28 protein-coding genes are annotated in these 22113 nt (G+C 66.2%); 19 read left to right on the plus strand and 9 right to left on the minus strand.

The genetic code is table 11. The annotated features are described in order from the left end of the window. The first annotated feature begins 140 nt into the window (after positions 1-140). The 14 genes from U1H82_RS07605 (at position 141) to U1H82_RS07670 (ending at position 9868) form a co-directional block, all read left to right on the plus strand. A complete protein-coding gene (locus tag U1H82_RS07605; protein WP_322964320.1) occupies positions 141-860 on the plus strand; it encodes an aspartyl/asparaginyl beta-hydroxylase domain-containing protein in 720 nt (239 codons plus the stop codon). Positions 861-940: 80 nt separating this feature from the next. Then, entirely contained in the window at positions 941-1510 is a 570-nt protein-coding gene (locus U1H82_RS07610) for a NifU family protein (protein ID WP_322964321.1), read from the plus strand. Continuing rightward, complete coding sequence (locus U1H82_RS07615) at positions 1510-2100, plus strand: malonic semialdehyde reductase (RefSeq protein ID WP_322964322.1); 591 nt, start codon at positions 1510-1512, stop codon at positions 2098-2100. Before U1H82_RS07610 ends, U1H82_RS07615 begins: the two co-directional genes overlap by 1 nt. Before the next feature lie 7 nt (positions 2101-2107). Continuing rightward, positions 2108-2746 carry a tRNA (adenosine(37)-N6)-threonylcarbamoyltransferase complex dimerization subunit type 1 TsaB gene (tsaB, locus tag U1H82_RS07620; protein WP_322964323.1) on the plus strand — a complete coding sequence of 213 codons (639 nt, stop codon included), beginning with the start codon at positions 2108-2110 and terminating at the stop codon, positions 2744-2746. Next, positions 2746-3231 carry a GNAT family N-acetyltransferase gene (locus U1H82_RS07625; RefSeq protein ID WP_322964324.1) on the plus strand — a complete coding sequence of 162 codons (486 nt, stop codon included), beginning with the start codon at positions 2746-2748 and terminating at the stop codon, positions 3229-3231. The genes tsaB and U1H82_RS07625 overlap by 1 nt, the downstream gene beginning before the upstream one ends. Positions 3232-3329: 98 nt before the next feature. Continuing rightward, positions 3330-3752, plus strand: a complete 423-nt coding sequence (locus U1H82_RS07630) for a Fur family transcriptional regulator (RefSeq protein WP_007406973.1) — start codon at positions 3330-3332, stop codon at positions 3750-3752. Further along, positions 3752-4498, plus strand: a complete 747-nt coding sequence (locus U1H82_RS07635) for a lysophospholipid acyltransferase family protein (RefSeq protein ID WP_375339504.1) — start codon at positions 3752-3754, stop codon at positions 4496-4498. The genes U1H82_RS07630 and U1H82_RS07635 overlap by 1 nt, the downstream gene beginning before the upstream one ends. 59 nt (positions 4499-4557) lie before the next feature. Then, positions 4558-5880, plus strand: coding sequence for a tRNA (N6-isopentenyl adenosine(37)-C2)-methylthiotransferase MiaB (gene miaB / locus U1H82_RS07640; RefSeq protein WP_322964326.1), 1323 nt, complete (start codon positions 4558-4560; stop codon positions 5878-5880). 416 nt (positions 5881-6296) lie between these two features. After that, on the plus strand, positions 6297-7295 hold the full coding sequence (locus tag U1H82_RS07645) for a PhoH family protein (RefSeq protein WP_322964327.1): 999 nt from the start codon (positions 6297-6299) through the stop codon (positions 7293-7295). A 15-nt stretch (positions 7296-7310) separates the two neighbouring features. Then, entirely contained in the window at positions 7311-7580 is a 270-nt protein-coding gene (locus tag U1H82_RS07650) for a type II toxin-antitoxin system VapB family antitoxin (RefSeq protein WP_322964328.1), read from the plus strand. A 10-nt stretch (positions 7581-7590) separates the two neighbouring features. Continuing rightward, positions 7591-8004 (plus strand): type II toxin-antitoxin system VapC family toxin, encoded by a 414-nt coding sequence (locus U1H82_RS07655; RefSeq protein WP_322964329.1) that lies wholly within the window; start codon positions 7591-7593, stop codon positions 8002-8004. After that, a complete protein-coding gene (gene ybeY, locus U1H82_RS07660; RefSeq protein WP_322964330.1) occupies positions 8001-8516 on the plus strand; it encodes an rRNA maturation RNase YbeY in 516 nt (171 codons plus the stop codon). Before U1H82_RS07655 ends, ybeY begins: the two co-directional genes overlap by 4 nt. 9 nt (positions 8517-8525) lie before the next feature. Next, complete coding sequence (locus U1H82_RS07665) at positions 8526-9431, plus strand: hemolysin family protein (protein ID WP_322964331.1); 906 nt, start codon at positions 8526-8528, stop codon at positions 9429-9431. Then, positions 9428-9868 carry a GNAT family N-acetyltransferase gene (locus U1H82_RS07670; protein WP_322964332.1) on the plus strand — a complete coding sequence of 147 codons (441 nt, stop codon included), beginning with the start codon at positions 9428-9430 and terminating at the stop codon, positions 9866-9868. The genes U1H82_RS07665 and U1H82_RS07670 overlap by 4 nt, the downstream gene beginning before the upstream one ends. Before the next feature lie 71 nt (positions 9869-9939). Here U1H82_RS07670 and U1H82_RS07675 read toward each other — a convergent pair whose 3' ends face one another. Further along, positions 9940-10212: a hypothetical protein gene (locus U1H82_RS07675; protein ID WP_322964333.1), complete on the minus strand. Its 273-nt coding sequence runs from the start codon at positions 10210-10212 to the stop codon at positions 9940-9942. Positions 10213-10507: 295 nt separating this feature from the next. Then, positions 10508-11317 carry a hypothetical protein gene (locus U1H82_RS07680; RefSeq protein ID WP_322964334.1) on the minus strand — a complete coding sequence of 270 codons (810 nt, stop codon included), beginning with the start codon at positions 11315-11317 and terminating at the stop codon, positions 10508-10510. Between the two features lie 259 nt (positions 11318-11576). Between U1H82_RS07680 and U1H82_RS07685 the strand changes: the two genes are divergently transcribed. Next, a complete protein-coding gene (locus U1H82_RS07685) occupies positions 11577-12905 on the plus strand; it encodes a PQQ-dependent sugar dehydrogenase (protein ID WP_322964335.1) in 1329 nt (442 codons plus the stop codon). Positions 12906-13000: 95 nt separating this feature from the next. On the opposite strand, the gene U1H82_RS07690 is transcribed toward U1H82_RS07685, so the two are convergent. From U1H82_RS07690 to U1H82_RS07705, 4 genes are all read right to left on the minus strand, one after another. Beyond that, positions 13001-13585 carry a hypothetical protein gene (locus U1H82_RS07690; RefSeq protein ID WP_322964337.1) on the minus strand — a complete coding sequence of 195 codons (585 nt, stop codon included), beginning with the start codon at positions 13583-13585 and terminating at the stop codon, positions 13001-13003. A gap of 110 nt (positions 13586-13695) precedes the next feature. After that, positions 13696-13998 carry a polyhydroxyalkanoic acid system family protein gene (locus tag U1H82_RS07695; protein ID WP_322964339.1) on the minus strand — a complete coding sequence of 101 codons (303 nt, stop codon included), beginning with the start codon at positions 13996-13998 and terminating at the stop codon, positions 13696-13698. After that, positions 13995-14426, minus strand: a complete 432-nt coding sequence (locus U1H82_RS07700) for a VOC family protein (RefSeq protein ID WP_322964340.1) — start codon at positions 14424-14426, stop codon at positions 13995-13997. The genes U1H82_RS07695 and U1H82_RS07700 overlap by 4 nt, the downstream gene beginning before the upstream one ends. A gap of 103 nt (positions 14427-14529) precedes the next feature. After that, a complete protein-coding gene (locus U1H82_RS07705; protein ID WP_322964341.1) occupies positions 14530-15822 on the minus strand; it encodes a carbohydrate porin in 1293 nt (430 codons plus the stop codon). 135 nt (positions 15823-15957) lie between these two features. Between U1H82_RS07705 and lnt the strand changes: the two genes are divergently transcribed. The 3 genes from lnt to U1H82_RS07720 all read left to right on the plus strand — a co-directional run bounded on the left by lnt (position 15958) and on the right by U1H82_RS07720 (position 20031). Then, positions 15958-17502, plus strand: coding sequence for an apolipoprotein N-acyltransferase (gene lnt, locus U1H82_RS07710; RefSeq protein ID WP_322964342.1), 1545 nt, complete (start codon positions 15958-15960; stop codon positions 17500-17502). A gap of 41 nt (positions 17503-17543) precedes the next feature. Further along, positions 17544-18743, plus strand: coding sequence for a methionine adenosyltransferase (gene metK / locus U1H82_RS07715; RefSeq protein ID WP_322964343.1), 1200 nt, complete (start codon positions 17544-17546; stop codon positions 18741-18743). Between the two features lie 130 nt (positions 18744-18873). Continuing rightward, positions 18874-20031: an acyltransferase family protein gene (locus U1H82_RS07720; protein ID WP_322964344.1), complete on the plus strand. Its 1158-nt coding sequence runs from the start codon at positions 18874-18876 to the stop codon at positions 20029-20031. Here U1H82_RS07720 and U1H82_RS07725 read toward each other — a convergent pair. Then, entirely contained in the window at positions 19985-20788 is an 804-nt protein-coding gene (locus U1H82_RS07725; protein ID WP_322964345.1) for a formate/nitrite transporter family protein, read from the minus strand. The genes U1H82_RS07720 and U1H82_RS07725 overlap by 47 nt on opposite strands. An 80-nt stretch (positions 20789-20868) precedes the next feature. On the opposite strand from U1H82_RS07725, the gene trmB reads away from it, so the two are divergent. Beyond that, positions 20869-21549: a tRNA (guanine(46)-N(7))-methyltransferase TrmB gene (trmB, locus tag U1H82_RS07730; protein WP_322964347.1), complete on the plus strand. Its 681-nt coding sequence runs from the start codon at positions 20869-20871 to the stop codon at positions 21547-21549. Between the two features lie 47 nt (positions 21550-21596). Here trmB and U1H82_RS07735 read toward each other — a convergent pair whose 3' ends face one another. Continuing rightward, positions 21597-21803, minus strand: a complete 207-nt coding sequence (locus tag U1H82_RS07735) for a hypothetical protein (protein ID WP_322964348.1) — start codon at positions 21801-21803, stop codon at positions 21597-21599. A gap of 72 nt (positions 21804-21875) precedes the next feature. Beyond that, positions 21876-22088, minus strand: coding sequence for a hypothetical protein (locus tag U1H82_RS07740; protein ID WP_322964349.1), 213 nt, complete (start codon positions 22086-22088; stop codon positions 21876-21878). Between the last annotated feature and the right edge of the window lie 25 nt (positions 22089-22113).

Raw genomic sequence — 22113 nt, forward strand, 5'->3', positions numbered from 1 at the left:
GCCCCAATGCGGCGCGGATCGGGCGCGGAACGCCATCATTTCGACCCAGTGGCGGCGTAGCAGGACCAGGCTGATCCCGCGTCACAAGGGCCGTCGATGCCCGGGGCGCCAAGGGTCGGGCCGGGGATGTTCGGAACGTGATGACCAAGTCGATCAAGGCCAGTGCCCAGCGTCAGGGACCGGCCACAATATGGCACAATTCGGGCGAGGCCGAACGGCCCACGCGCCCGGTTCCGACCCTGGTTGCCTCGGTCCCCAGCCTGCCCTCGCCCCCCGCCCTGCCGCATCCCGCACTGGCCCGTCTCTGTCACCTGTTCGACGGCGCGATCGCCGCCTCGTCCTTGGTATCGAACGATCCGGTGCTCGACGTCCGCGACTTCGACTGGACCGCCGGCTTGCGTCGCCAGTGGCGCGCGATCCGGGACGAGGCGCTGGCGGTGACGGGCCCGGCGGCGACAAGCCGGATCGTGCCGCTGCTGCGCGACGGCGCGACGGCAGATCGCTGCGCGGTCGCGACCGCCGTGCTGGCCGAGGTGCCGGGGCTTCACGACGCGGCCTTCGCCCTGCTCGCGCCTGGTGCACATGTCGCGATGCGGCGCGGGACGACCAAGGGGCTGCTGACCTGTCATCTGGGTCTGGCGGTGCCGCGCGACGGCGACGCGCGGATGCGGGTGCGCGACCGGATCGTCCGCTGGGCCGAGGGCGAGACGCTGATCTTCGACGACACGCATCCGCATGAATTGTGGAACGAGGCGAGGGCGGCGCGGATCGTCCTGCGCCTGCGCTTCGCCCGTCCCCTGCGCCAGCCCGGCCGCGCGGTCGCCGACGGAGTGCTGCGCCTGCTGGGCAGCGCGGCCTGACGCTATAGATTGCAGACGGGAAACGCATCCTTTCCCGCGCCCTGCTTGATCCCCGTCGCCACCCGCGCCACATGGGGGTCATGCTGATCGAGACCGAACCGACGCCCAACCCGGCGACGCTGAAATTCCTGCCCGGCCGCAAGGTCATGGACAGCGGCACCCGCGACTTCGCCTCGCCCGAGGAAGCCGAAGCCAGCCCGCTGGCCGAGGCGATCTTCAATCTGGGCGATGTGACCGGCGTGTTCTTCGGCCGCGATTTCGTCTCGGTCACGATCGCGCCGGGGGCCGAATGGTCGGACGTGAAGCCCGATGTGCTCGGCATCCTGCTCGATCACTTCTCGGCACAGATGCCGCTGTTCCGTCAGGGCGCGGCCGATTTCTCGGTGCCGTCGGAAGAAAGCTTCACCGACGATCCCGAGGACGCCGACATCGTCGCGCAGATTCGCGAGCTGATCGACACGCGCGTCCGCCCCGCCGTCGCCAATGACGGCGGCGACATCGTCTATCGCGGCTTCGACAAGGGCAAGGTCTACCTGAAGATGCAGGGCGCCTGCGCCGGTTGCCCCTCGTCCACCGCGACGCTGAAGAACGGCATCGAGCAGTTGCTGCGTCATTATGTTCCCGAAGTCACCGAAGTAAGGGCCGTCTGATGAACCCGATCGACGACGCCAGCCTCGACCGGCTGTTCCGCGAAGGCCGCACCTTCAACCATTATCTCGACACGCCCGTCGGCGAGGACGAGATTCGGGCGATCTGGGATCTGATGAAGATGCCGCCGACCTCGACCAACCAGAGCCCGGCGCGCATGGTCTGGTGCCTGAGTGCGGAGGCCAAGGAAAAGCTGGCCGCCTGCGCTTCAGACAGCAATGCCGACAAGATTCGCGCCGCGCCCGCCGCCGTCATCATCGGCATGGACGTGAATTTCCACGAAACCCTGCCGCAGCTTTTCCCGCATGTGGACGCGAAAAGCTGGTTCGACGGCAATACCGAATTGCGCGAGGCTTCGGCCTTCCGCAACAGCTCGCTCCAGGGGGCCTATCTGATCCTCGCGGCGCGCGCGCTGGGGCTGGATACCGGTGCCATGTCGGGCTTCGATCAGGGCGCGGTGGACAAGGCGTTCTTCGCCGACCAGCCGGGCGTACGGTCGAACTTCATCGCCACGCTGGGCTATGGCGACACGTCCAAGCTGCATCCGCGCCACCCCCGGCTGGCGTTCGAGCAAGCCAACCGGATCGCCTGAGCCGAACTTGCGCACGCTGGTCATCGACACCGCCACCGCCGCCTGCTCGGTTGCCCTTCTCGACGGCGACCGAGTGGTGGCGCGCGCGCATGACGTGGTCGGGCGCGGCCATGCCGAAAAGCTGGTGCCGATGATCGCAGGCTTGCCCGATGGCGGCCGCGCGGAGCGCATCCTGGTCGATTGCGGGCCGGGCAGCTTTACCGGCATCCGCGTCGGCATCGCCGCGGCGCGCGGGCTGGCGCTGGGCTGGGGCATCACCGCTTCGGGCTATCAGTCGCTGGCGCTGGTCGCCGCCGCCGGGTTCGCAGGCTGCGACGACGAGGCGTTGTCGGTCGTGCTGGAGGGTGGGCATGGCGAAGTCTTCGTCCAGCCCTTCGCCCGCGACCTGACGGCGCTTGCCCCCTTCGCCTCGATGAAGCCCGATGCCGCGCTCGCCGCGCTGGAGGGTCGGACGGCGATCGGCAACGGCGTACGCTGGCTGACCGCGCTGTCGCCAGACCTGCCCGTCATCGAAGCGCTGCCCGATGCGGCCGAGGCGTGGCGGCTGCCCTCCGAACTCACCGCCCTGCCCCCGCGCCCCGTTTACGGCCGCGCGCCCGATGCCAAGCTGCCCGGCGGGATCACCCCGCCCGATATGGCCGCCTGATGGCCAGCATCGGCATCTCGCTTCGCCCCGGCGACGCGCGCGACGCCGGGGTCGTCGAACAGGTCATGGCCGCCGCCTTCGACCCGCAATGGGGCGAGGCCTGGACCCGCTCGCAGCTGCTCGGCGTCATGGCGCTGCCCGGCATCAAGCTGTTGATCGCCGAGGCGGGCGAGGAGCCGGCGGGCTTCGCGCTGACCCGCTCGGTGCTGGACGAGGCCGAACTGCTGTTGCTGGGCGTCGTGCCCGACCATCGGCGCGCGCGGATCGGCAGCCTGCTGGTCGAGGCGGTCGTCGCCGACTGTGCCGCGCACGGCGTCGAGATGCTGCATCTGGAGGTGCGCTCGAACAATCCCGCCATCCTGTTCTATGCGACCCACGGCTTTGCCAAGTGCGGGGAACGGCGCAATTATTACAAGGGCGCGGACGGGCGGCATTACGACGCGCACACCTATCGACGCCCTATCGGAACCGAGGCCATCGGCTGACCCGATCACTGTTTCCGGGTTATTGCGAGTCGCTATCCCCTTTTCGCAATTAGGCTTTGCGGGTAGAGAGGGGTTCGCCTGAGGAGTTAGACGTTACCATGGCCCGCAAAATCGATCTGGAAGCGCTGTGCGCACAAAAGGGACTGCGCATCACCGAACAGCGCCGCGTGATCGCCCGCGTCCTGTCGGAAGCGGAGGACCATCCCGATGTGGAAAAGGTCTATGAGCGCGCCGCCAAGATCGATCCGGGCATCTCGATCGCGACCGTGTACCGCACCGTCCGCCTGTTCGAGGAAGCGGGCATCCTGGACCGCCACGATTTCGGCGACGGTCGCGCCCGTTACGAGCCTTCGCCCGAGGCGCATCACGACCATCTGATCGATGTCGAGACGGGCCGGGTGATCGAGTTCGTCGACCCCGAACTGGAACAGCTGCAAAAGGCGATCGCCGAAAAGCTGGGCTTCCGCCTGGTCGATCACCGGATGGAGCTTTACGGCGTCAGCCTCGACCGCAAGGGATGATGGCGGTCGCCGCCTCGTCCCAAGCCGACAGCAAGGGCGGCCTGCGTGCAGCGGGTCGCCTTTTGTGCATCGTGGGCGCGCTGCTGATCGCGCTGGCGCTGCATGGCCTGTGGCGGGCGCTGGGGCGGATGTCGCCATGGCCGCCTCGTTTCCTGCGCCGGGTGGCGATGATCCTTGGGGCAGACATTCGCGTCGTCGGTCAGCCGGAGCGCCATGATGTCATGATCGCGGCCAATCATTTGAGCTGGATGGACATATTGCTGCTGGCAGGCACCTCGGGCGCGCGCTTCGTCGCCAAGGCGGAGGTGGCGGGCCTGCCCCTGATCGGCTGGCTGGCGGGGCTCAACCGCACGCTGTTCGTGGAGCGCGCCGACCGGCTGGGCGTCGGCGACCAGGTCGCGACGATCCGTACCGCGCTGTCCGATGGCCAGCCGCTGGCGGTGTTTCCGGAAGGGACGACGGGCGACGATCTGTCGCTCCTGCCGTTCAAGCCCGCCCTCTTTGCCGCGCTGGTGCCGCCGCTGCCCGGCATCCGGGTGCAGCCGGTACGGATCGACTATGGCGCGGCGGCGGCCGATCTGGCGTGGCTCGGCACCGATCCGGGCGATGCCCATGCCAAGCGGGTGCTGCGGCGACCGGGACGGTTCACCGTGACGCTGCACTATCTCGCCCCCTTCGACCCAGCTGAATTCCCCGACCGCAAGGCCATCGCGGCCGAAGCGCGCGCGCGGATCGCGGCCCGCTGAGGCGCAAGTCGGGATCACCGACGCTGGCGAGCGAACGCGATTTGCGATAAGGGGCGCGGATGCCCGCATCCCCCAAGACCTTTCACGTCAAGTCCTTCGGCTGTCAGATGAACGTCTATGACGGCGAGCGCATGGCCGAGCTGATGGCCGCGCAAGGCCTGACCACGACCGACGATGCCAGCGCCGCCGATCTGGTCGTGCTCAACACCTGTCACATCCGCGAGCGCGCGACGGAGCGGGTCTATTCGGAGATCGGCCGTCTGCGCAAGGACGCGGGCGAACAGGGGCGCAAGCCCATGATCGCGGTCGCGGGCTGCGTCGCCCAGGCCGAAGGGGCGGAGATCGTCCGCCGCGCCAAGGTCGATGTCGTGGTTGGCCCGCAGGCCTATCACAACCTGCCCGATCTGGTCGCCAAGGCGGCGGCAGGCGAAGCCGCGCTCGACACCGACATGCCGGTCGAGTCGAAGTTCGCCCACCTGCCCGGCCGTCGCAAGGTGAACCCGTCCGCCTTCCTGACCGTGCAGGAAGGCTGCGACAAATTCTGCACCTATTGCGTCGTCCCCTATACGCGCGGCGCGGAGGTCAGCCGGTCTTATTCGGCGATCATGGACGAGGCGCGGGCGCTGGTCGATGCGGGCGCGCGCGAGATCACGCTGCTGGGCCAGAACGTCAATGCGTGGAACGACGCGGACGACCGGGGCCTGCACGGCCTGATCCGTGAGATGGACCGGATTCCGGGGCTGCACCGCATCCGCTACACGACCAGCCACCCCAATGACATGACGCAGGGCCTGATCGACGCGCACCGCGATGTCGAAAGCCTGATGCCCTTCCTCCATCTGCCGGTCCAGTCGGGCAGCGACCGCATCCTGAAGGCGATGAACCGCCAGCATAGCCGCGACAGCTATATGCGGGTGATCGACCGGGTGCGTGCGGCCCGCGCCGACATCGCGCTGTCGGGCGACTTCATCGTCGGCTTCCCCGGCGAGACCGAAGAGGATTTCGCCGACACGCTGAGCCTGGTCGATGCGATGAGCCATGCCCAGGCGTTCAGCTTCAAATACTCGCCCCGCCCCGGCACCCCGGCGGCGACCATGGCGGATCAGGTTCCGGCCGAAGTCATGGACGACCGGCTCCAGCGCTTGCAGGCCGCGCTCAACCGCGACCAGCATGCGTTCAACCTCGCCAGCGTCGGGCGGACCTGCACCGTCCTGATCGAGCGGCGCGGCAAGCTGCCCGGCCAGATGCTGGGCAAGTCGCCTTGGCTCCAGTCGGTCCACCTGATCGGCGACCACCAGATCGGCGACCTAGTCGAGGTCGAACTGGTCGCGGCCGGGCCGAATTCGCTGACCGGGCAGGCCAAAGTGAAGGTGGCGGCGTAACCTCCGACATCCGTTCAGGCTGACCGAAGTCGAAGCCCGCGCTTCCTCGTGATTTTTTCGCGCGGAGACGCGGAGGCGCGGAGATGTCCGGCTTGCCGATGGTTCATCCGGCCCTCGCGACCGGGAGACCTAATTGATGCAGACACGCCAGGATCGCGGCTGGATACCCCCTCTCCGCGCCTCCGCGTCTCCGCGTCTCCGCGCGAACCTAAATCTTCTTGATCGCGCAGAGGCGCAGAGCGCGCAGAGGAAGAAGAAGGTCTTCCGATCGCCACGCGGGCACTTCTTCTCCGCGCTCTCTGCGCCTCTGCGCGCCAAAAACCTTGCAAACGTCACACCTATGTCACGCAATTTCGCTGGCGTTCCGAGGCGGGTCACCCCATCTTGGCGGAACCTACTGACGGTGAAAGGACCGCATGAGCCGCAAGCCCCTCCCCGCCCAGGCCGGTGAACGCAGCCGGGCGGAACTCAGCTTCGACAAGCCGCAAGTGCTGGCGCAGCTGTTCGGCCAATATGACCGCAATCTGGTCGCGTTGGAAAATCGATTGGGCGTCTACATTACCGCGCGGGGCAACCGGGTCGGGCTGGAGGGCTCTGCCGAGCAGGTGGCGCTGGCGCGCGACGTGCTCAATGACCTGTACGCCCGCATCCAGCGCGGCGAAGAGATCGACACCGGGCTGGTCGACGCCTCCATCGCGATGGCGTCCGAACCCACGCTCGACGGCATCCTCAGCGCGGAACGCACCGCCGCCCCGCCGATCATGATCCGCACGCGCAAGAAGACGATCGTGCCGCGCACGCCCGCCCAGGCGCATTATATGAAGCAGCTCGTGTCCAACGACATGATCTTCGCGCTGGGACCGGCAGGTACCGGCAAGACCTATGTCGCAGTGGCGCAGGCGGTGGCGCAGCTGATCACCGGATCGGTCCAGCGGCTGATCCTGTCGCGCCCGGCGGTCGAGGCGGGGGAGCGGCTGGGCTTCCTGCCCGGCGATATGAAGGAGAAGGTCGATCCCTATCTCCGCCCGCTCTACGATGCGCTCTATGACTGTCTGCCCGCCGAGCAGGTGGAGCGGCGCATCGCCAGCGGCGAGATCGAGATCGCACCGATCGCCTTCATGCGCGGCCGGACGCTGGCGGATGCCTTCGTCATCCTCGACGAAGCGCAGAACACCACCCCTGCGCAGATGAAGATGTTTCTGACCCGCTTCGGCCAGAATAGCCGCATGGTGATCTGCGGCGATCCCAACCAGGTCGATCTGCCCGGCGGCATTCCGGCGTCGGGCCTGGCGGACGCGGTGCGTCGCCTGGAGGGGGTGGAGGGTATCGCGATGAGCCGCTTCACCGCCGCCGACGTGGTCCGCCACCCGATCGTCGGGCGGATCGTCGATGCCTATGAAGGGCCGAATGCCTGAGATAGGATGCGGGTCATGGCCGAACGCGATCCCTATCCGCCGCTGACGCTGGGCTCCGAAACGCGCGAACAGGTCGCGCGGGCGGCCCAGCGGCTCGGCGTCAGCGAGGAGGAGGCGATTCGGCGGGCGCTGGCGGAGCTTTTGGCAAAGCGCGTGCCCGAAAAGCCCGAACAACGACCGTTGCGAGACGTTATCGCGGAACTGCACCGCACTTCGCCGCTGCCGCCGCCGACAGGGATCGTCATCGACAAGGCATTTTACGACGATCTTTCGGGCGGCCTGTGAAGCTGCCCCGGTGAGCCTGTTCGTCGACGCCTCCGCCTTGGTTGCGATCATCCTGAAAGAACCGGACGTCGAAATGCTCGTCGATCGGCTTGAGCGTCACCAAAGCCGTTTGACCAGCGCCATCGCACTCTGGGAGACGATGGCGGCGATCCGTCGCGCACGCGATACGAGCGTCGAATTGGCATGGGCCGAGGTGGAGAGATTTCGCCTGGCCCTTGGTCTCCGTCTGGTACCGATCGGCGCCGAGGAAGCCCAACAGGCCGTCTTGGCCCATGCCCGCTACGGCAAGGGCCATCATCCCGCCCGCCTCAACATGGGCGATTGCTTCGCCTATGCCTGCGCCCATAGCCAAGACGCGGAACTCTTGTACAAGGGCGACGATTTTGCCCTCACCGACCTGGCGGACATAGAAAGGCTCCGATGATCGAGATTGCGCTGATCCATGAAGAGCCCTGGTCCGGGGACGAGGAAAGCTGGGAGGCGCTCGCCACCCGCGCCGCGCGCGCCGCGATCGAGCGGACGCCCTATGGCCCCTTGCTGACCACCCCCGCGCTGATCGAGATTTCGGTGCGGCTGACCAGCGATGACGAGGTCCACGCGCTCAACCGCCAGTATCGGCAGAAGGACAAGTCGACCAACGTCCTGTCCTTCCCGATGGTGCAGCCCGACCTGATCGAGACGGTCACGCAGAATTCCGACGATGGCGAGGTGCTGCTGGGCGACATCGTCTTGGCCCACGGCGTCTGCATCGCGGAGGCGGCCGAGCGCGGCATCGCGACCGAAACGCATGCGACTCATCTTCTGGTGCATGGCGTGCTGCATCTGCTAGGCTATGACCATATGAACGATGACGAGGCGGACGCGATGGAGGCGATCGAACGTGACGCGCTGGCCAGCCTCGGCATCGGCGACCCTTATCTGATACGCGAGGACTGACACCCCCCGATGGCCGACGGCCCGAGTAGCAGCACCGGCAACGGTGACTCCCACGAATCCGGTATCTGGCGGGGGCTGAAGTCCCTGATCTTCGGCGGCGATCAGGAAGAATCGCTGCGCGACCAGTTGGAAGAGGCGATCGACCGGCATGAGGGCGATCCCGGTCCCGATGCCAAGGGCGACCTGACCCCGCTGGAGCGGCAGATGGTCCGCAACCTCCTCCATTTTGGTGAGCGGGATGCGGGCGACGTGGGCGTCCCCCGCGCCGACATCATCGCGGTGGAGGAGCGGACGACCTTCGACCATCTCGTCCAGATCTTCGCCGAGGCGGGGCATAGCCGCCTGCCCGTCTATCGCGAGACGCTCGACCAGATCATCGGCATGGTCCACATCAAGGACGTGTTCAACATCCTGGCGACCGGTGCGGAGCATCCCGCGACCATCGCCGGGCTGATCCGCGATCCGCTCTATGTGCCCATGTCGCGCGGCGCGCTCGATCTGCTAGCCGATATGCGCCAGAAGCGGGTGCATCTGGCGGTCGTGCTCGACGAATATTCGGGGACGGAAGGCCTCGTCACCATCGAGGATCTGATCGAAGAGATCGTCGGCGAGATCGAGGACGAGCATGACGACGCGCCGCAGGCGCTGCTGGTGCCGCTCGACGGCGGTGCCTGGGACGCCGATGCCCGCGTCGGGCTGGAGGAGGTCGGCCGCGCGGTCGATCCGCAGCTCGAAGAGGCGGAGGACGATGTCGACACGCTGGGCGGCCTGACCGCAGTGCTGGCGGGACAGGTCCCCCCGGTCGGCACCTGCATCGACCACCCCAGCGGCTGGCGGATCGAGGTGACGCAGGCCGACGAACGCCGCATCCACCGCCTGCGCCTGCATCCGGCGGTGGCGGCCGCGGAGGAGTGATCCGCGACTATCGGGCCGAGGACCGCGAGGCTTGTCTGGCGCTGTTCGATGGCAACAGCGCCCCCTATTTTGCGCCGTCCGAGCGCGCCGACTTTGCCCATTTCCTCGATCACGAGGCGGAGAAATGGATGTTTCAGGTGGCGGAGCGGAATGCGCGCATCATAGGCTGCGGCGGCATGGCGATCGGTGCAGACGGCCAAACTGCGCATTTCTGCTGGGGCATGGTCGACCGCACCTTGCATCGCCAGGGCATCGGCACCGCGCTGGTCCGGGCACGACTGGACAGGGCGGCCCAAGCAGGCGTCCGCGAAGTCCGGCTGGATACCAGCCAGCATAGCCGGGCGTTTTACGAGCGGCTGGGTTTTCGCATCGAGATCGTGACGGCAGACGGCTATGGGCCGGGGCTGGATCGCTGCGATATGGCGCTGACGCTGTGAACGCAGCTTGTGGAACGACATGGACGGCGGTTTGCCGGATGATTCGACAAACCGCTGCCTCCTCATCTCCTCTATGCTTGTTGATACCGGAACCGCATCAGACTGGCGGTCTGCGATCCGTCGCGCGGTGCGGTGCAACGCATCGCCGTCTCACGCTCGACGCATTCGTCATAGCTTGAATAATAAATGTCCAGGCGGGGCCGCCCTGCGACGTCATGGCCTGAACAGCGGATTTCCACTTCCTGCTCGCACGTCGGCAAAGCAAGGGCGGGCGTTGCGGTTCCCGCAATGGCGACCGTCGCCAGTGCGACGAACCCCGGAATGGACAGCGCAAATTTCTTCATCTTGGCCTCCCTGAACATGCCCTGTGGCACGGTGGAGTGTAGGCTAGGGGTCACGACCGACAACGGTCTATGGGTCCGTTTCGGACACAATGTCAGCGCCCACCCTAAAATCACCTGATCGATCACAGACCCCATCTTATTGCATTATCTCGATCGAACCGCCTCCCCTATGTTCTGCCGAACAGAAACATCGACCCCAGGCTCCCAGGTTCGATGGCGCGAAATAACTCCCTGACTTTCGCGCCATCGACGGCCGCCGGTGCGCTCCCGTGGCACCGGCGGCCAAATTCATGTTTCAGGAATGAAGCAGCGTACCGACGTCCCGCGCCGCCACAACCCAGCGGTAAAAGGCGTCGTCCAGATAATAACGCAACTGAACGGGTTCCATCGTCACCTTCTTGGCATTTCCGACACACGGTCGGGCCTTATCCAGCACCATCAGGGTCAGACGTTCCTGCAACGCAGGATCGCCATGGGCCTGGACCAGGCGCGTCACCAGATCCGGGCGCAGCCGCGTCATGCAGATGCCGATCTGGAACAGCAGCCGATCGGTCGGAATGCGCCGTGCGTTGCGCCCCGCTTCCCGGACGTTCAATCGTTGCTGAATGACCGGATCATTCACCTCCGCCTCGGTCAGCGTCGCGTCGGGGGCATAGCGCGCCATCGCCTCTTCCAGCAGGGCCCCGCGGTCGTACAGATTGCGGCACGTCACGATCTCGGCCTGCACCACCGGATTGCACTCGCCCAACTGGGGCGGCGCGTTGGCATAGGGCAGGTCGGAATAGCAGCTGGAATTGGCGCGAATGATACGGTCGAGCGCGTAGGTCTGCGGCGCGCTGTTCATATCACCGTCGATCAGCGGACCCAGCATCTGCGCATCGATATTCTTGGCGCATTTGGCGAAGCTTGCCGACCGACTGGCGACCATCGCAAAGCTTTGCCCGGTGATGATCTTGTTGATCCCAGGCGGGGGTGGTGCCTTGCGGTCGTTATTACCCTGAACGACGATATCACCGGACTGCCCTGTCTTACCGGAGTTTTCCGTCTTGGGCTTTTCCTGCCCCGCCGCGACAACCTGCCCGGTCGGCAACATCATTGTCGCCATGACCAGTATCAATGCCCTGAACATGCCCCCTCCCGAAAATACAACCCATCGCATCTATGGAGCCAAATACGGCTCTTGACGATGACTTTCTGGAAATCGTGGAAATACTTGGATTTTGCTGGACCTGCGCCTCGCCGACAGCCATCGGATCATCCTGCAGCCCGCACAACGGACTGAACGAGTAAGGTTTTCGAAGAAAAAGACGGGACACCTCACCTTCGTTCTTTCCCCCGCGCCGCGCTCATCCTATCCTCGGGCCATGCGCAAACATGTCCTGATCGTCCTCGGCATCATCGTCCTGATCGGCATCGGTGCCGTCACCTGGCTCGCCTGGCCCGATACGGCGCGGTTGAGCGTCGATCAGGTCGCCGGGTCGCGTCCGACGCTCGAGGCACCGCGCGAGCAGGTCATTCCGACCGTCGACATCGCCAAGCCCATCGGCTGGGCGAACGGTGCCAAGCCCAGCGTGGCGCCGGGGCTGGCCATTCAGGCGTTCGCGACCGGGCTCGACCATCCGCGCTGGCTGTATCAATTGCCCAATGGCGACGTGCTGGTCGCCGAAACCAATTCGCCGCCACGGCCCAGCGCCGGGATCACCGACCGGGTGATGAACTTCTTCCTGGGCCGGGCGGGTGCGGCGGTGCCGTCGGCCAACCGGATCACCCTGTTGCGCGATACCAATGGCGACGGCGTGGCGGACCTGAAGACGCCGTTCATGACCGGGCTCAACTCGCCCTTCGGCATGGTGCTGTTCGACGGGCAACTCTACATCGCCGATACCGATGCGCTCGTCCGTGTCCCCTATCGCGACGGTGAGACGAAGATCACCGCCAAGCCCGAAAAGGTCATCCCCCTGCCCCCGGCGGGCAATCACTGGGCGCGCAACGTCATCGCCTCGGGCGATGGGCAGACACTGTTCGTGTCGGTCGGCTCGTCGAGCAACATCGCCGAGAACGGCCTCGACGCCGAGAAGAACCGTGCCGCGATCCTTCAGGTCTGGCCGAAGGACAAGAACTGGCGCATCTATGCGGCGGGCCTGCGCAACCCGACCGGCATGGCGCTCAATCCGCAGAACGGGCGGCTGTGGACCGTGGTCAATGAGCGCGACATGCTGGGCTCCGACCTGGCGCCCGACTATCTGACCCAGGTCGAGTTCGGCGATCACTTCGGCTGGCCTTGGTATTATTGGGGCGGCTATCCCGATAACCGGGTCCAGCCCGCCAATCCGCAGCTGCAGCAATATGTGAAGCGTCCCGATTACGCGCTGGGGCCGCACGTCGCCGCCCTCGGCCTGACCTTCTCAGAAGGTGCCAAGCTGGGCGCCCAGTTCGCCCAAGGCGCCATTGTCGGCGAGCATGGTTCGTGGAACCGCAAGCCGCCCTCGGGCTACAAGGTCGTCTATGTACCGTTCGGCGCGAACGGCTTCCCGGTAAAGGGCGCCAAGCCGGTCGACATGGCCAGCGGCTTCCTGAACGCCAAGGGCGAGGCGCAGGGTCGACCCGTGGGCGTGATCGTCGACAAGACCGGCGGGCTGCTGGTCGCGGACGATGTCGGCAATGTGGTGTGGAAGGTCAGCGCGGCGAAATAGTCGCGCCGATAGCCGCCGCCTGCGGCGATGCGGCCCGGTCGCGACTGCCGGAACGCCCGCGGCATCAACGGGCGCTCCGGCAGTCGGCGAAGGACCTATTGCCCGGCGCCGACTACCAATTGGCGCACCATACGGATTTCGACACCGCTGCGGGCCCGGCCGTCCGCACCCTTTGGCGCCGTAGTGAAAAGGTAGAAGGCCTCCATTGCGCCATGGGGACCCGGCTTTTGGGCACCGCTGGCCTCGATTTCGGTATTGCCGGTTTGAAATCGGCGCGTCGGCATCTCGGTAAAACCACCGCCGGCCCTCGCCTGCGCTGCTGCGATCAAACGCTGCCAAATCGGCTTGTCGATCACGCCATCGGTATTGGTCATTCGGATGGCGCAGGCGCGCACGGGCGCATGTTCCAGGGTGACGACGATATCACTGGTGCCTGCCGGAATGATCCAGCCCTGACCAGGATCGTCCCTCAAATAGGTACGAACTTCATCCGGCTTGAGCGCACGGGCACTCGGCAATTTGCCCATGACCTCGGCAATCCGGGCATCGTCGGGGAAGACATGATTGCACAACATGTCGAAAAGCCGCATTTGCCCTTCACCGCGAAATCGCGGCGCATCCGAAGCCTGCGGCGCAGCAGCCTGAACCATCAAGGCAAGTAAAGCCGTCGAAATCATCATGCCCCCCGACCACGCAACCTATTGATAGCGCATGGCGGGCGCAAAATCCTCTATCTTTTTTGGAGCAGAGCAGAGCTGCAATACTGTTCAGCTTATTCGAATGCCATATGTCATTTCAACAGCTTCGGCGCTTCCGACCGGATCACCGCCTCCAACTGGCTGGAAAACAGCGACAGGAAGGCGGGCAGGTTCACCACCGCATGGACCTTGTCCTCGAACACCGTGGCCTGCGCGCCGATCGACTGGCCCATCGCGCCGACGGTGAAGTGCATCGTGTCACCGTCCCAGCGATGCTCGACGGTCGCGCCGCCGGGGATCATGCGGCCGATCTTGCCGATGCCGCCGTCCAGACGCTGGCGAACGCCTTCCTTGCCGAGCTGGTGCGGAATATCGAGCGAAATGGGGGCGCTCATCGGGGCATCTCCGTGGCAAAGAGCATCGCGTCATCGGCAAAGGCCTTGAACTCCAGCGCGTTGCCGCTGGGGTCGCGGAAGAACATCGTCGCCTGCTCGCCGGGCTGCCCCTTGAAGCGGACATAAGGCGCAATGCCGAAGGGCACACCCGCCGCCTCGACGCGGGCGGCCAGCGCTTCCCAGTCCGGCATCGTCAGGACGACGCCGAAATGCGGCACCGGCACCTGATGGCCGTCGACCGCATTCTCGACCGCGACCGGCCTGGCGGCGGGGTCGAGATGCGCGACGATCTGATGCCCGAACAGGTCGAAGTCGATCCAATGGTCGCTCGACCGCCCCTCCGCACAGCCCAGGATCGTGCCGTAGAAATGACGGGCCTCGGCCAGATCATGGACCGGGAAGGCGAGATGGAAGGGGCGCAGGGTCATGATCTGAACCTAGGAACGCCACCGCCGCTTTGCCAGCCTTTGGAAGAGGCCATTGGAAAAGGATGACATGAGCTGGATCGGGTCAAACCGATGTCATCCCGCTCTAGAAGATGATGGTGGCGCGCAGGCCGGGGGCGATGACGCTGGGCGTCCGGCGGCCCGCCTGGGCCTCGCTGGTCGCCGGGTTGACGACGAGTTGCACATTGGGATGGAGCGAAAAGGCGGAGGTCCACTGGAATAGGTAGCCCAGCTCGATCACATCCTCCGACCGGGGCGGCGGCGCGCTCGCCAGCGTGCGGGTGATCGCGACATGCGTCCAGCCCAGCCCGATCGCGTCATGCGGCCGCGATGCCGACGGCCCGGTCAGCACCAGCCCACCATCGAGATAGAAGGGCACCAGATTGCGATCGGCGGGCGACACGGTGGCGCGGGCAAAGGCGCTGAGGCGGCCCACCTCCTGCCCTTCCGGCGTCAGGCGAATGTCGACCACGCCATACCCTGCCCAATTGCCGCGATAGGTGACGCCGGGAAACAGGTCCGCTTCCTCCACCTGGGCGAAGCGGTCGAAATGCCGCCAGCCGCCCAGCTTGAAGACGGCGGGGCCCGCCTTCACCGCGACCTCTGCAATGGCGAAGGGCTGGCCGCGCAGCGCGAAGGCGCGAAAGCCATGGCCGTCCGATCGCTGCGGGTCGGGGCCGTACTGGCCGGAGGGGCGTCCGGCAAAGACCGCCGCCGACAGCCGCACCGGCGCATCCGCCGAACTGCTCGCCATCACGCCGGGCGCGGACAGCGGCCAGGCGGGGCCGCCATCGGGCAGGTCGCTGCCGAAGCTGGTCGGCCAGCCAAAGGTCGTGTTGACGAAAAACGCCGCGGTATCGCTGGTGACGAAGGTCGGGGTGGCGGGGAACTTGCCGATGCGCAGCCGGATCGGGCCGACCGGCATCTCGATCCAGGCCTGGTTCAGCCGGGTCGCGGGCTCCGCCTCGATGCTGGAAACCTGCGAGATATTGCCGATATAGGTGCTCGACAGGCCGGTGCCGTGGATGGTGATCGCGCTGGCATGGGCGATGACGCCGTTCAGCCCGATCAGCCGCCCCAGATCGGCATCGACCACCACCGACGCCTTGCCGAGCACCGCCGCGCCGCCCGGCCCGCCGCCAGATTTCGTGATCGCGGCATTGGCGTCGAGATTATAGCTGCCCTGCACCCGCACCGGATCATCGTCCTCGCCGGGCGTGGAGGGCACTTCGAACTCGGGTTGCGCGACCGTGGGAATGGAGCGGCGCGGGCGATTCGATGCCCGATCCGCTGCGACCGGCTGGGGATCGGGGACCGCATCGGCCTGTCCGGCCTCCGCCTGAAGCATCGCCATGCCCAACACCGCCAACCCGATCATGTCACGTCCTCCCCCAGCCCCCATTCTACCGCTTAATCTATTTTATTTGAAGCATTCTTCGCGAATGAGGAGCCTTGCGACCGCAGCGGCCCATCACATCGCGCATTGCTCCTGTCACAGGGGCTTGCCATAGCCATGCCCGTGACCCGCTATCCCGCTTTGATCGCGCTGCTTGCCGGTGCCGTCGCCGCCTGTGGCTTTGCCCCGCTCGACCTCTGGCCGCTGCTGCTGGTCGGGCTGATCGTCCTGCTTGCGGTGGTGCATGACGCCCCCAGCATCCGGGGCGCGCTGTGGCGGGGATGGGCGTTCGGGGTCGGGCATTTCACCGTCAACAACAACTGGTTCCAGCACGCCTTCGACTTTCAGGACAAGATGCCCCCGGTGCTGGGCTATTTCGCGGCGGTCGGGCTGGCGCTGTATCTCGCCATCTTCCCCATGGCGGCGGCGGGGGTCGCGTGGCGATTTCGCGGGCGGCGGCCGGATGCGCCTTACGTCCTGATCTTCGGCGCAGGCTGGATCGCAACCGAATATCTGCGGGCGAGGCTGTTCACCGGCTATGCCTGGGACCCGTTATCGGTGGCGTGGTTGCCGGTCATCGGCGTCGCGCGGATGAGCGCGTTCGTCGGCACCTATGCGCTGTCGGGGCTGACCGTGGTGCTGGCGGGCGCGATCTGGCTGGCGCTTCGGCGGCGCTGGCATCTGGCGGCGGTGATGGTCCCCGCCACCGGGCTCGCCGCGCTCTCCGCCCCGCTCACCCGCGCGCCAGAGCCGGGTCCCGACGCGCCGCTGGTCCGCGTGGTCCAGCCCAATGTCAGCCAGGATCAGCGCGGGCAGAGCGACGGCCCGTTGCTGCTCGAACGGCTAACCGAACTGTCGGGACGACCCGGCCCCCGCCCCCGTCTGGTCGTCTGGCCCGAAGGCGTGGTGCGCGACATGATCGAGGATGGCTATCCCGACTGGGCCTATTTCGGCTTCAACTATGCGCCGCCCGCCTGGACCCGTCGCCAGATCGCCGCCGTGCTGGGCCCGCGCGACACCGCTTTGGTCGGCGGCACCGCACTGATCTTCTCGCCCGACCGCGCGCGGGTGAACAGCGCGACCAACAGCGTCTTTGCGATCAACCCACGCGCGCAGATCACCGGCCGTTATGACAAGGCGCATCTGGTGCCCTATGGCGAATATCTGCCCATGCCGTGGCTGTTGAAGCCGCTGGGTCTGGCGCGGCTGGTGCCCGGCGACATGGACTTCACCCCCGGTCCGGGCCCACGCAACCTGCGCGTGCCCAGCTTCGGGCCCGTTGGGGTACAGCTCTGCTACGAGATCATCTTCTCGGGCCAGGTGGTCGACGAGGCGCATCGCCCGCGCCTGCTCTTCAACCCGTCCAACGATGCCTGGTTCGGCCGCTGGGGCCCGCCCCAGCATCTGGCACAGGCGCGGATGCGCGCGATCGAGGAAGGGCTGCCGATCATCCGCGCCACGCCCACCGGCATCTCGGCGATCATCGCCGCCGATGGCCGCCTGATCGCCACCGTGCCGCACGAGACGGCGGGCGCGGCGCAAGCCCCCCTGCCCGCCGCGCTGCCGCCAACGGTTTTTTCACGGGTCGGCAATATGCTGGCCCTGGCAATCGCCCTGGCGCTGGCCGCGATCGGCGTTGCCATCCGTCGTCGCGCCCGCTAGGACCGATATAAAGCTATCTTTATATCCTTATGAGGACGAGAATGCGGAACTCGTACATCTTCACCTCGGAATCGGTTTCCGAAGGTCACCCCGACAAGGTCGCAGACCAGATCAGCGACGCCATCGTCGACCTGTTCCTGTCCAAGGATTCGGAAGCGCGCATCGCGTGCGAGACGCTGACCACCACCAACAAGGTCGTGCTGGCCGGTGAAATCCGCTGCAAGGGCGTGTTCGAGAACGACCAGTGGGCCGAGGGCGCGCTGGAAGAGATCGAGCGGACCGTGCGCGATACCGTCAAGCGCATCGGCTATGAGCAGTCGGGCTTCCACTGGGAGAATTTCGACTTCTCGAACAACCTGCACGGCCAGTCGGCGCACATCGCGATGGGCGTGGACGAGAGCGGCAACAAGGACGAAGGCGCCGGCGACCAGGGCATCATGTTCGGGTATGCGACCGACGAGACGCCCGGCCTGATGCCCGCCACCCTCTATTACAGCCACAAGATCCTGGAAAAGATGGCGGCCGACCGCCACTCCGGCGCGGCCCCCTTCCTGGAGCCGGACGCCAAGAGCCAGGTGACGCTGCAGTACGAGAACGGCGTGCCGGTGCGTGCGACCGCGATCGTCGTGTCGACCCAGCACTCGGCCGAACTGTCGAACGAGGCGGGCCAGGCCAAGCTTCGCGACTATGTGACGTCGGTGCTGACCAAGGTGCTGCCCGAGGGCTGGCTGCCCGAAGAGAAGCAGATCTACGTCAACCCGACCGGCCTGTTCGAAATCGGCGGCCCGGATGGTGACGCAGGGCTCACCGGCCGCAAGATCATCGTCGACACGTACGGCGGCGCCGCCCCGCATGGCGGCGGCGCGTTCAGCGGCAAGGACCCGACCAAGGTCGACCGTTCGGCGGCCTATGTCGCGCGCTACCTCGCCAAGAACGTCGTTGCGGCGGGCCTGGCCAAGCGCTGCACCATCCAGCTGTCCTATGCGATCGGCGTCGCCGAGCCGCTGTCGGTCTATGTCGACCTGCACGGCACCGGCACCGTCGAAGAAGCCAAGCTGGAGGCCGCGCTGCCCAAGCTGGTGCGCCTGACGCCCAAGGGCATCCGCGAGCATCTGAAGCTGAATGCGCCGATCTATTCGAAGACCGCCGCCTATGGGCACTTCGGCCGCGAAGCCGAAGGCGCGCTGTTCACCTGGGAAAAGACCGATCTGGTCGACCAGATCAAGGCCGCCGTCGCCTGATCCTGTCGAACCGGTAGGGGAAAGACGCCCGTGCGGGGATGACCCGCGCGGGCGTTTTTTCATGCGTACCCGCCTCGCCCCGGATAAGCGTTTCGATTATGCGGGCCCCTCGGGAGGGGCTGGGGGCAGGATGGCGTCGGCAACGGCATGGGTGGATGAGCGCGGCAAGGACGCGCCCCTGGGCGAGAAGGGCCGCGGCTACCCTGCCTTGGACGGCTTTCGCGGTCTCGCTGCGATCATCGTCGTCTATTACCACGTCATGGGGCTGGCCACCGCCTTCCAGAGTCCAGGCCTGGGGCATGGCCATCTGGCCGTCGACCTGTTCTTCGCGCTCAGTGGCTTTGTGCTGTTTCACGCCTATTTCGACCGATTTCGGCAGGGCCTGTCGCCCCGCAAACTCCTGATATTGCGGTTGATCCGGCTCTATCCGCTCTATGCCGTCGGCCTGTTCATCGGCATATCGGCCCAGATTTTCATCCTGCTGATCGACCCGGCACAGGCCATGTCGCCGCTCCGATTGCTGGCGAACATCGTGACGGGGCTGTTCATCCTCCCCTCCTATCCGCCACGCGATGCGCTGTTTCCGCTAAACGGTCCGTTCTGGACGCTGATGTTCGAACTGATCGTCAACATTCTGATGGCGATCCTGTGGCGACACATCGGTTTCCGACGGATCGCGATCCTATGCGTGGTGTTGGCCGCGATCCTGGCGGCCTATGTCATCGGGCATGGTGATGCCGCCGCCGGCGATACATGGAAGGGCCTTGTCTTCGGCTTCGTGCGATGTGCCTCGTCCTTCTGCATCGGCATCCTGGTCTATAGGATCGCACATGGTCGACGGATCACGATGATCCCGCACAATCTGCTGTTCGGCATCCTATGCGCCGCGATCGTCGGCTTTCTGCTCTGGCCGCCGCCCGTCGCCTATGCCGCTATCTACGATCTGGTCTTCATCCTGCTGATATCGCCGCTGTCCATCCTGCTGGGATCGCGCATCGTTCTGACCGGACCGATGGTGCGGCTCTGCACCCTGCTCGGCGTGACGTCCTATGCCTTTTACGTCACGCACTGCCCGATGATCCGTGTGCTACTGTTGTGGTGCGACAGGACGGGCGCCATCGATTATCGCGATCATCTGGTCCTGTTCGCAAGCGGCTATACGCTGGTCTTTGTGATCCTGGCCTATGCGCTGGATCGCTTCTACGACTTTCCGGTTCGGCGCTGGCTAAGCCGCCGCGCCGCTATTCGCGTGTCTCGCCCTGTACCTGACCATGGGCGAGCAGGGTGAACAGCCCCGCGCCGCCGACCAGATTGCCCAGGATCGCCGGGATCAGCAGGCCGAACACGGTCCGCCCGACACCAGCCTGACCGCTGAAGAGCAACAGGAACGCCTCGTCCGCGCCGACGATCGAATGGCTGAACCCGGCGATGGCAATGACATAGGTGATCGCCAGGATGATCCAGAAAGCCTGGGTCCGGCCATTGGGCAATATCCAGGCGACCACCGCGATCAGGAACCCCGCCGGGATCGCGTTGACGAAGGTCGACCAGCCGTCCAGTTCCAGGATGCGCGCCGACACCGCGACCATCGCCTCGCGAATCTCGGCATTGCCCAGCGCACCGGCGGCGACCATCCCGGCGGCGAGCGCCGTGCCGATCAGATTGGCGACCAGCACGATCGCCCAGAGCCGCAGCGTCCGCCGGAGCGCCCAGCCCGATGGCTTCGTCACCAATGGCAGCATCGCGGTGATCGTGCTTTCGGTGAACAGCTGCATCCGCCCCAGGATCACGACCAGAAACCCGACCGGATAGCCGAGCGCGGCGACCAGCCCGCGCCACGGCGCCTCGGGCAGCCCGGCATGGAGCGCGCCCTCGGCGATCAGCGAACTATGGATCGCGATCCCTGCCGCCAGCCCCGACCAGAACAACGCGCCCGCGGGGCGGTCCAGCTCGCTCTCCCCCGCCTCGCGCACCGCACGGTGGAGGTCCTTGGCATCGGCGGCCTTCTGCGCCTTGCCCTCGGCTTGGGGAGTCTCGTCATCCATCTGCCCGCGCCAACGAGCGAGGTCAGCCTTGGCTCCCGCTCCCCTTGGCTCTCCGCCTTACGCACGCTAAGGGCCCGGCGATGAACGATCCGACGACGATCCGCCGCCTTTATGGTCGGCGTCAGGGCCACAAGCTGCGCCAGGGCCAGGCTGCTTTGGTCGAGGACATGCTGCCGACGCTCAGCGTGCCCGAGGATGGGCCGCTCGATGCGATGCGGTTGTTCGGCGAGGATCGCCCGCTTCAGGTTGAGATCGGCTTCGGCGCGGGCGAGCATCTGGCGGGCCAGGCCGAGGCGACGCCCGGCACCGGCTTTATCGGCTGCGAGCCGTTCCTGAACGGCGTGGTCGGCGCGCTCGGCCATATCCGCGACCGCGCGCTCACCAATGTCCGCCTGCACATGGGCGACGCGCTGGAGGTGATCGAGCGGCTGCCCGATGCCAGCCTGACCCGCGTCTACCTGCTCCATCCCGATCCCTGGCCCAAGGCACGCCATGCCAAGCGGCGGATGATGAACCACGGCCCGCTCGACACGATCGCGCGCAAACTGAAGTCCGGCGGCGAGTTCCGGCTGGGCACCGACGACCCGACCTATTGCCACTGGTCGATGATGATCATGAACGGCCGGGACGATTTCGAATGGCAGGCGCGCACGCCCGCCGATTTCCTCACCCGCCCCGCCGACTGGCCCGAGACGCGCTACGAGCGCAAGGCACGGCGCCAGGGGCATGAGGTGTGGTATTTCCGGTATATCCGGCAATAAGGCTGTTTGGCGCCACCACCGACGTTCCCGGTCCGGGACCTGTACCGTCAGTGGTCGTGCGCATCCGGATGGGTGATGGCCGGATGGGTGATGGATTGCCGCATGGCGCAGCTTGCCAGGCGCAGATCGGCGGCGCGCTGACGCGTGGTCACCGCCGATTCACGTTGCAGACGACAGGCCTGTACCAATTCCGATGACCGTCCGAGCACGCCGGTTACTCCTGCCCAGCTGTCGCGCCACCCGTCTTGGTCCATGTCGTGCCCCATTGCCCCCGATAGCCAAGCCGAACGGCCAAAGCGCCGGGGAGTTCCGGGCGTTTCGTTCGCTCAGATGCGAAGCGCGACGCTCCGCCCATCCGCGCGGTGGGTATCGAGCAGTCCCGGCATGGCCGCGATCGGACGCAGGCCGCGCTGGGTCATCTCGGCCTGGATGACTTGCGCATCGTCGCTGCCCGGCGTGGCGCTGGCCATGGCGAAGGCCAGCAGCAGCGATTCGTCGTCCATGAATTCAATAAGGTCGGGGTCGAGCATCGGGTTCATCACCATCCTCCCTGTCTATTCTGCA

This window comes from Sphingomonas fuzhouensis (assembly GCF_034659795.1).
Classification (GTDB): Bacteria; Pseudomonadota; Alphaproteobacteria; order Sphingomonadales; family Sphingomonadaceae; genus Sphingomonas; species Sphingomonas fuzhouensis.

Bases quoted from the DNA above. Each gene is read 5' to 3' on its own strand.
- U1H82_RS07605 (WP_322964320.1), top strand. From the start codon at position 141: ATGACCAAGTCGATCAAGGCCAGTGCCCAGCGTCAGGGACCGGCCACA.
- U1H82_RS07610 (WP_322964321.1), top strand. From the start codon at position 941: ATGCTGATCGAGACCGAACCGACGCCCAACCCGGCGACGCTGAAATTC.
- U1H82_RS07615 (WP_322964322.1), top strand. From the start codon at position 1,510: ATGAACCCGATCGACGACGCCAGCCTCGACCGGCTGTTCCGCGAAGGC.
- U1H82_RS07625 (WP_322964324.1), top strand. From the start codon at position 2,746: ATGGCCAGCATCGGCATCTCGCTTCGCCCCGGCGACGCGCGCGACGCC.
- U1H82_RS07630 (WP_007406973.1), top strand. From the start codon at position 3,330: ATGGCCCGCAAAATCGATCTGGAAGCGCTGTGCGCACAAAAGGGACTG.
- U1H82_RS07635 (WP_375339504.1), top strand. From the start codon at position 3,752: ATGGCGGTCGCCGCCTCGTCCCAAGCCGACAGCAAGGGCGGCCTGCGT.
- miaB (WP_322964326.1), top strand. From the start codon at position 4,558: ATGCCCGCATCCCCCAAGACCTTTCACGTCAAGTCCTTCGGCTGTCAG.
- U1H82_RS07645 (WP_322964327.1), top strand. From the start codon at position 6,297: ATGAGCCGCAAGCCCCTCCCCGCCCAGGCCGGTGAACGCAGCCGGGCG.
- U1H82_RS07650 (WP_322964328.1), top strand. From the start codon at position 7,311: ATGGCCGAACGCGATCCCTATCCGCCGCTGACGCTGGGCTCCGAAACG.
- ybeY (WP_322964330.1), top strand. From the start codon at position 8,001: ATGATCGAGATTGCGCTGATCCATGAAGAGCCCTGGTCCGGGGACGAG.
- U1H82_RS07665 (WP_322964331.1), top strand. From the start codon at position 8,526: ATGGCCGACGGCCCGAGTAGCAGCACCGGCAACGGTGACTCCCACGAA.
- U1H82_RS07675 (WP_322964333.1), bottom strand. From the start codon at position 10,212: ATGAAGAAATTTGCGCTGTCCATTCCGGGGTTCGTCGCACTGGCGACG.
- U1H82_RS07680 (WP_322964334.1), bottom strand. From the start codon at position 11,317: ATGGCGACAATGATGTTGCCGACCGGGCAGGTTGTCGCGGCGGGGCAG.
- U1H82_RS07685 (WP_322964335.1), top strand. From the start codon at position 11,577: ATGCGCAAACATGTCCTGATCGTCCTCGGCATCATCGTCCTGATCGGC.
- U1H82_RS07690 (WP_322964337.1), bottom strand. From the start codon at position 13,585: ATGATGATTTCGACGGCTTTACTTGCCTTGATGGTTCAGGCTGCTGCG.
- U1H82_RS07695 (WP_322964339.1), bottom strand. From the start codon at position 13,998: ATGAGCGCCCCCATTTCGCTCGATATTCCGCACCAGCTCGGCAAGGAA.
- U1H82_RS07700 (WP_322964340.1), bottom strand. From the start codon at position 14,426: ATGACCCTGCGCCCCTTCCATCTCGCCTTCCCGGTCCATGATCTGGCC.
- U1H82_RS07705 (WP_322964341.1), bottom strand. From the start codon at position 15,822: ATGATCGGGTTGGCGGTGTTGGGCATGGCGATGCTTCAGGCGGAGGCC.
- lnt (WP_322964342.1), top strand. From the start codon at position 15,958: ATGCCCGTGACCCGCTATCCCGCTTTGATCGCGCTGCTTGCCGGTGCC.
- metK (WP_322964343.1), top strand. From the start codon at position 17,544: ATGCGGAACTCGTACATCTTCACCTCGGAATCGGTTTCCGAAGGTCAC.
- U1H82_RS07720 (WP_322964344.1), top strand. From the start codon at position 18,874: ATGGCGTCGGCAACGGCATGGGTGGATGAGCGCGGCAAGGACGCGCCC.
- U1H82_RS07725 (WP_322964345.1), bottom strand. From the start codon at position 20,788: ATGGATGACGAGACTCCCCAAGCCGAGGGCAAGGCGCAGAAGGCCGCC.
- trmB (WP_322964347.1), top strand. From the start codon at position 20,869: ATGAACGATCCGACGACGATCCGCCGCCTTTATGGTCGGCGTCAGGGC.
- U1H82_RS07735 (WP_322964348.1), bottom strand. From the start codon at position 21,803: ATGGACCAAGACGGGTGGCGCGACAGCTGGGCAGGAGTAACCGGCGTG.
- U1H82_RS07740 (WP_322964349.1), bottom strand. From the start codon at position 22,088: ATGAACCCGATGCTCGACCCCGACCTTATTGAATTCATGGACGACGAA.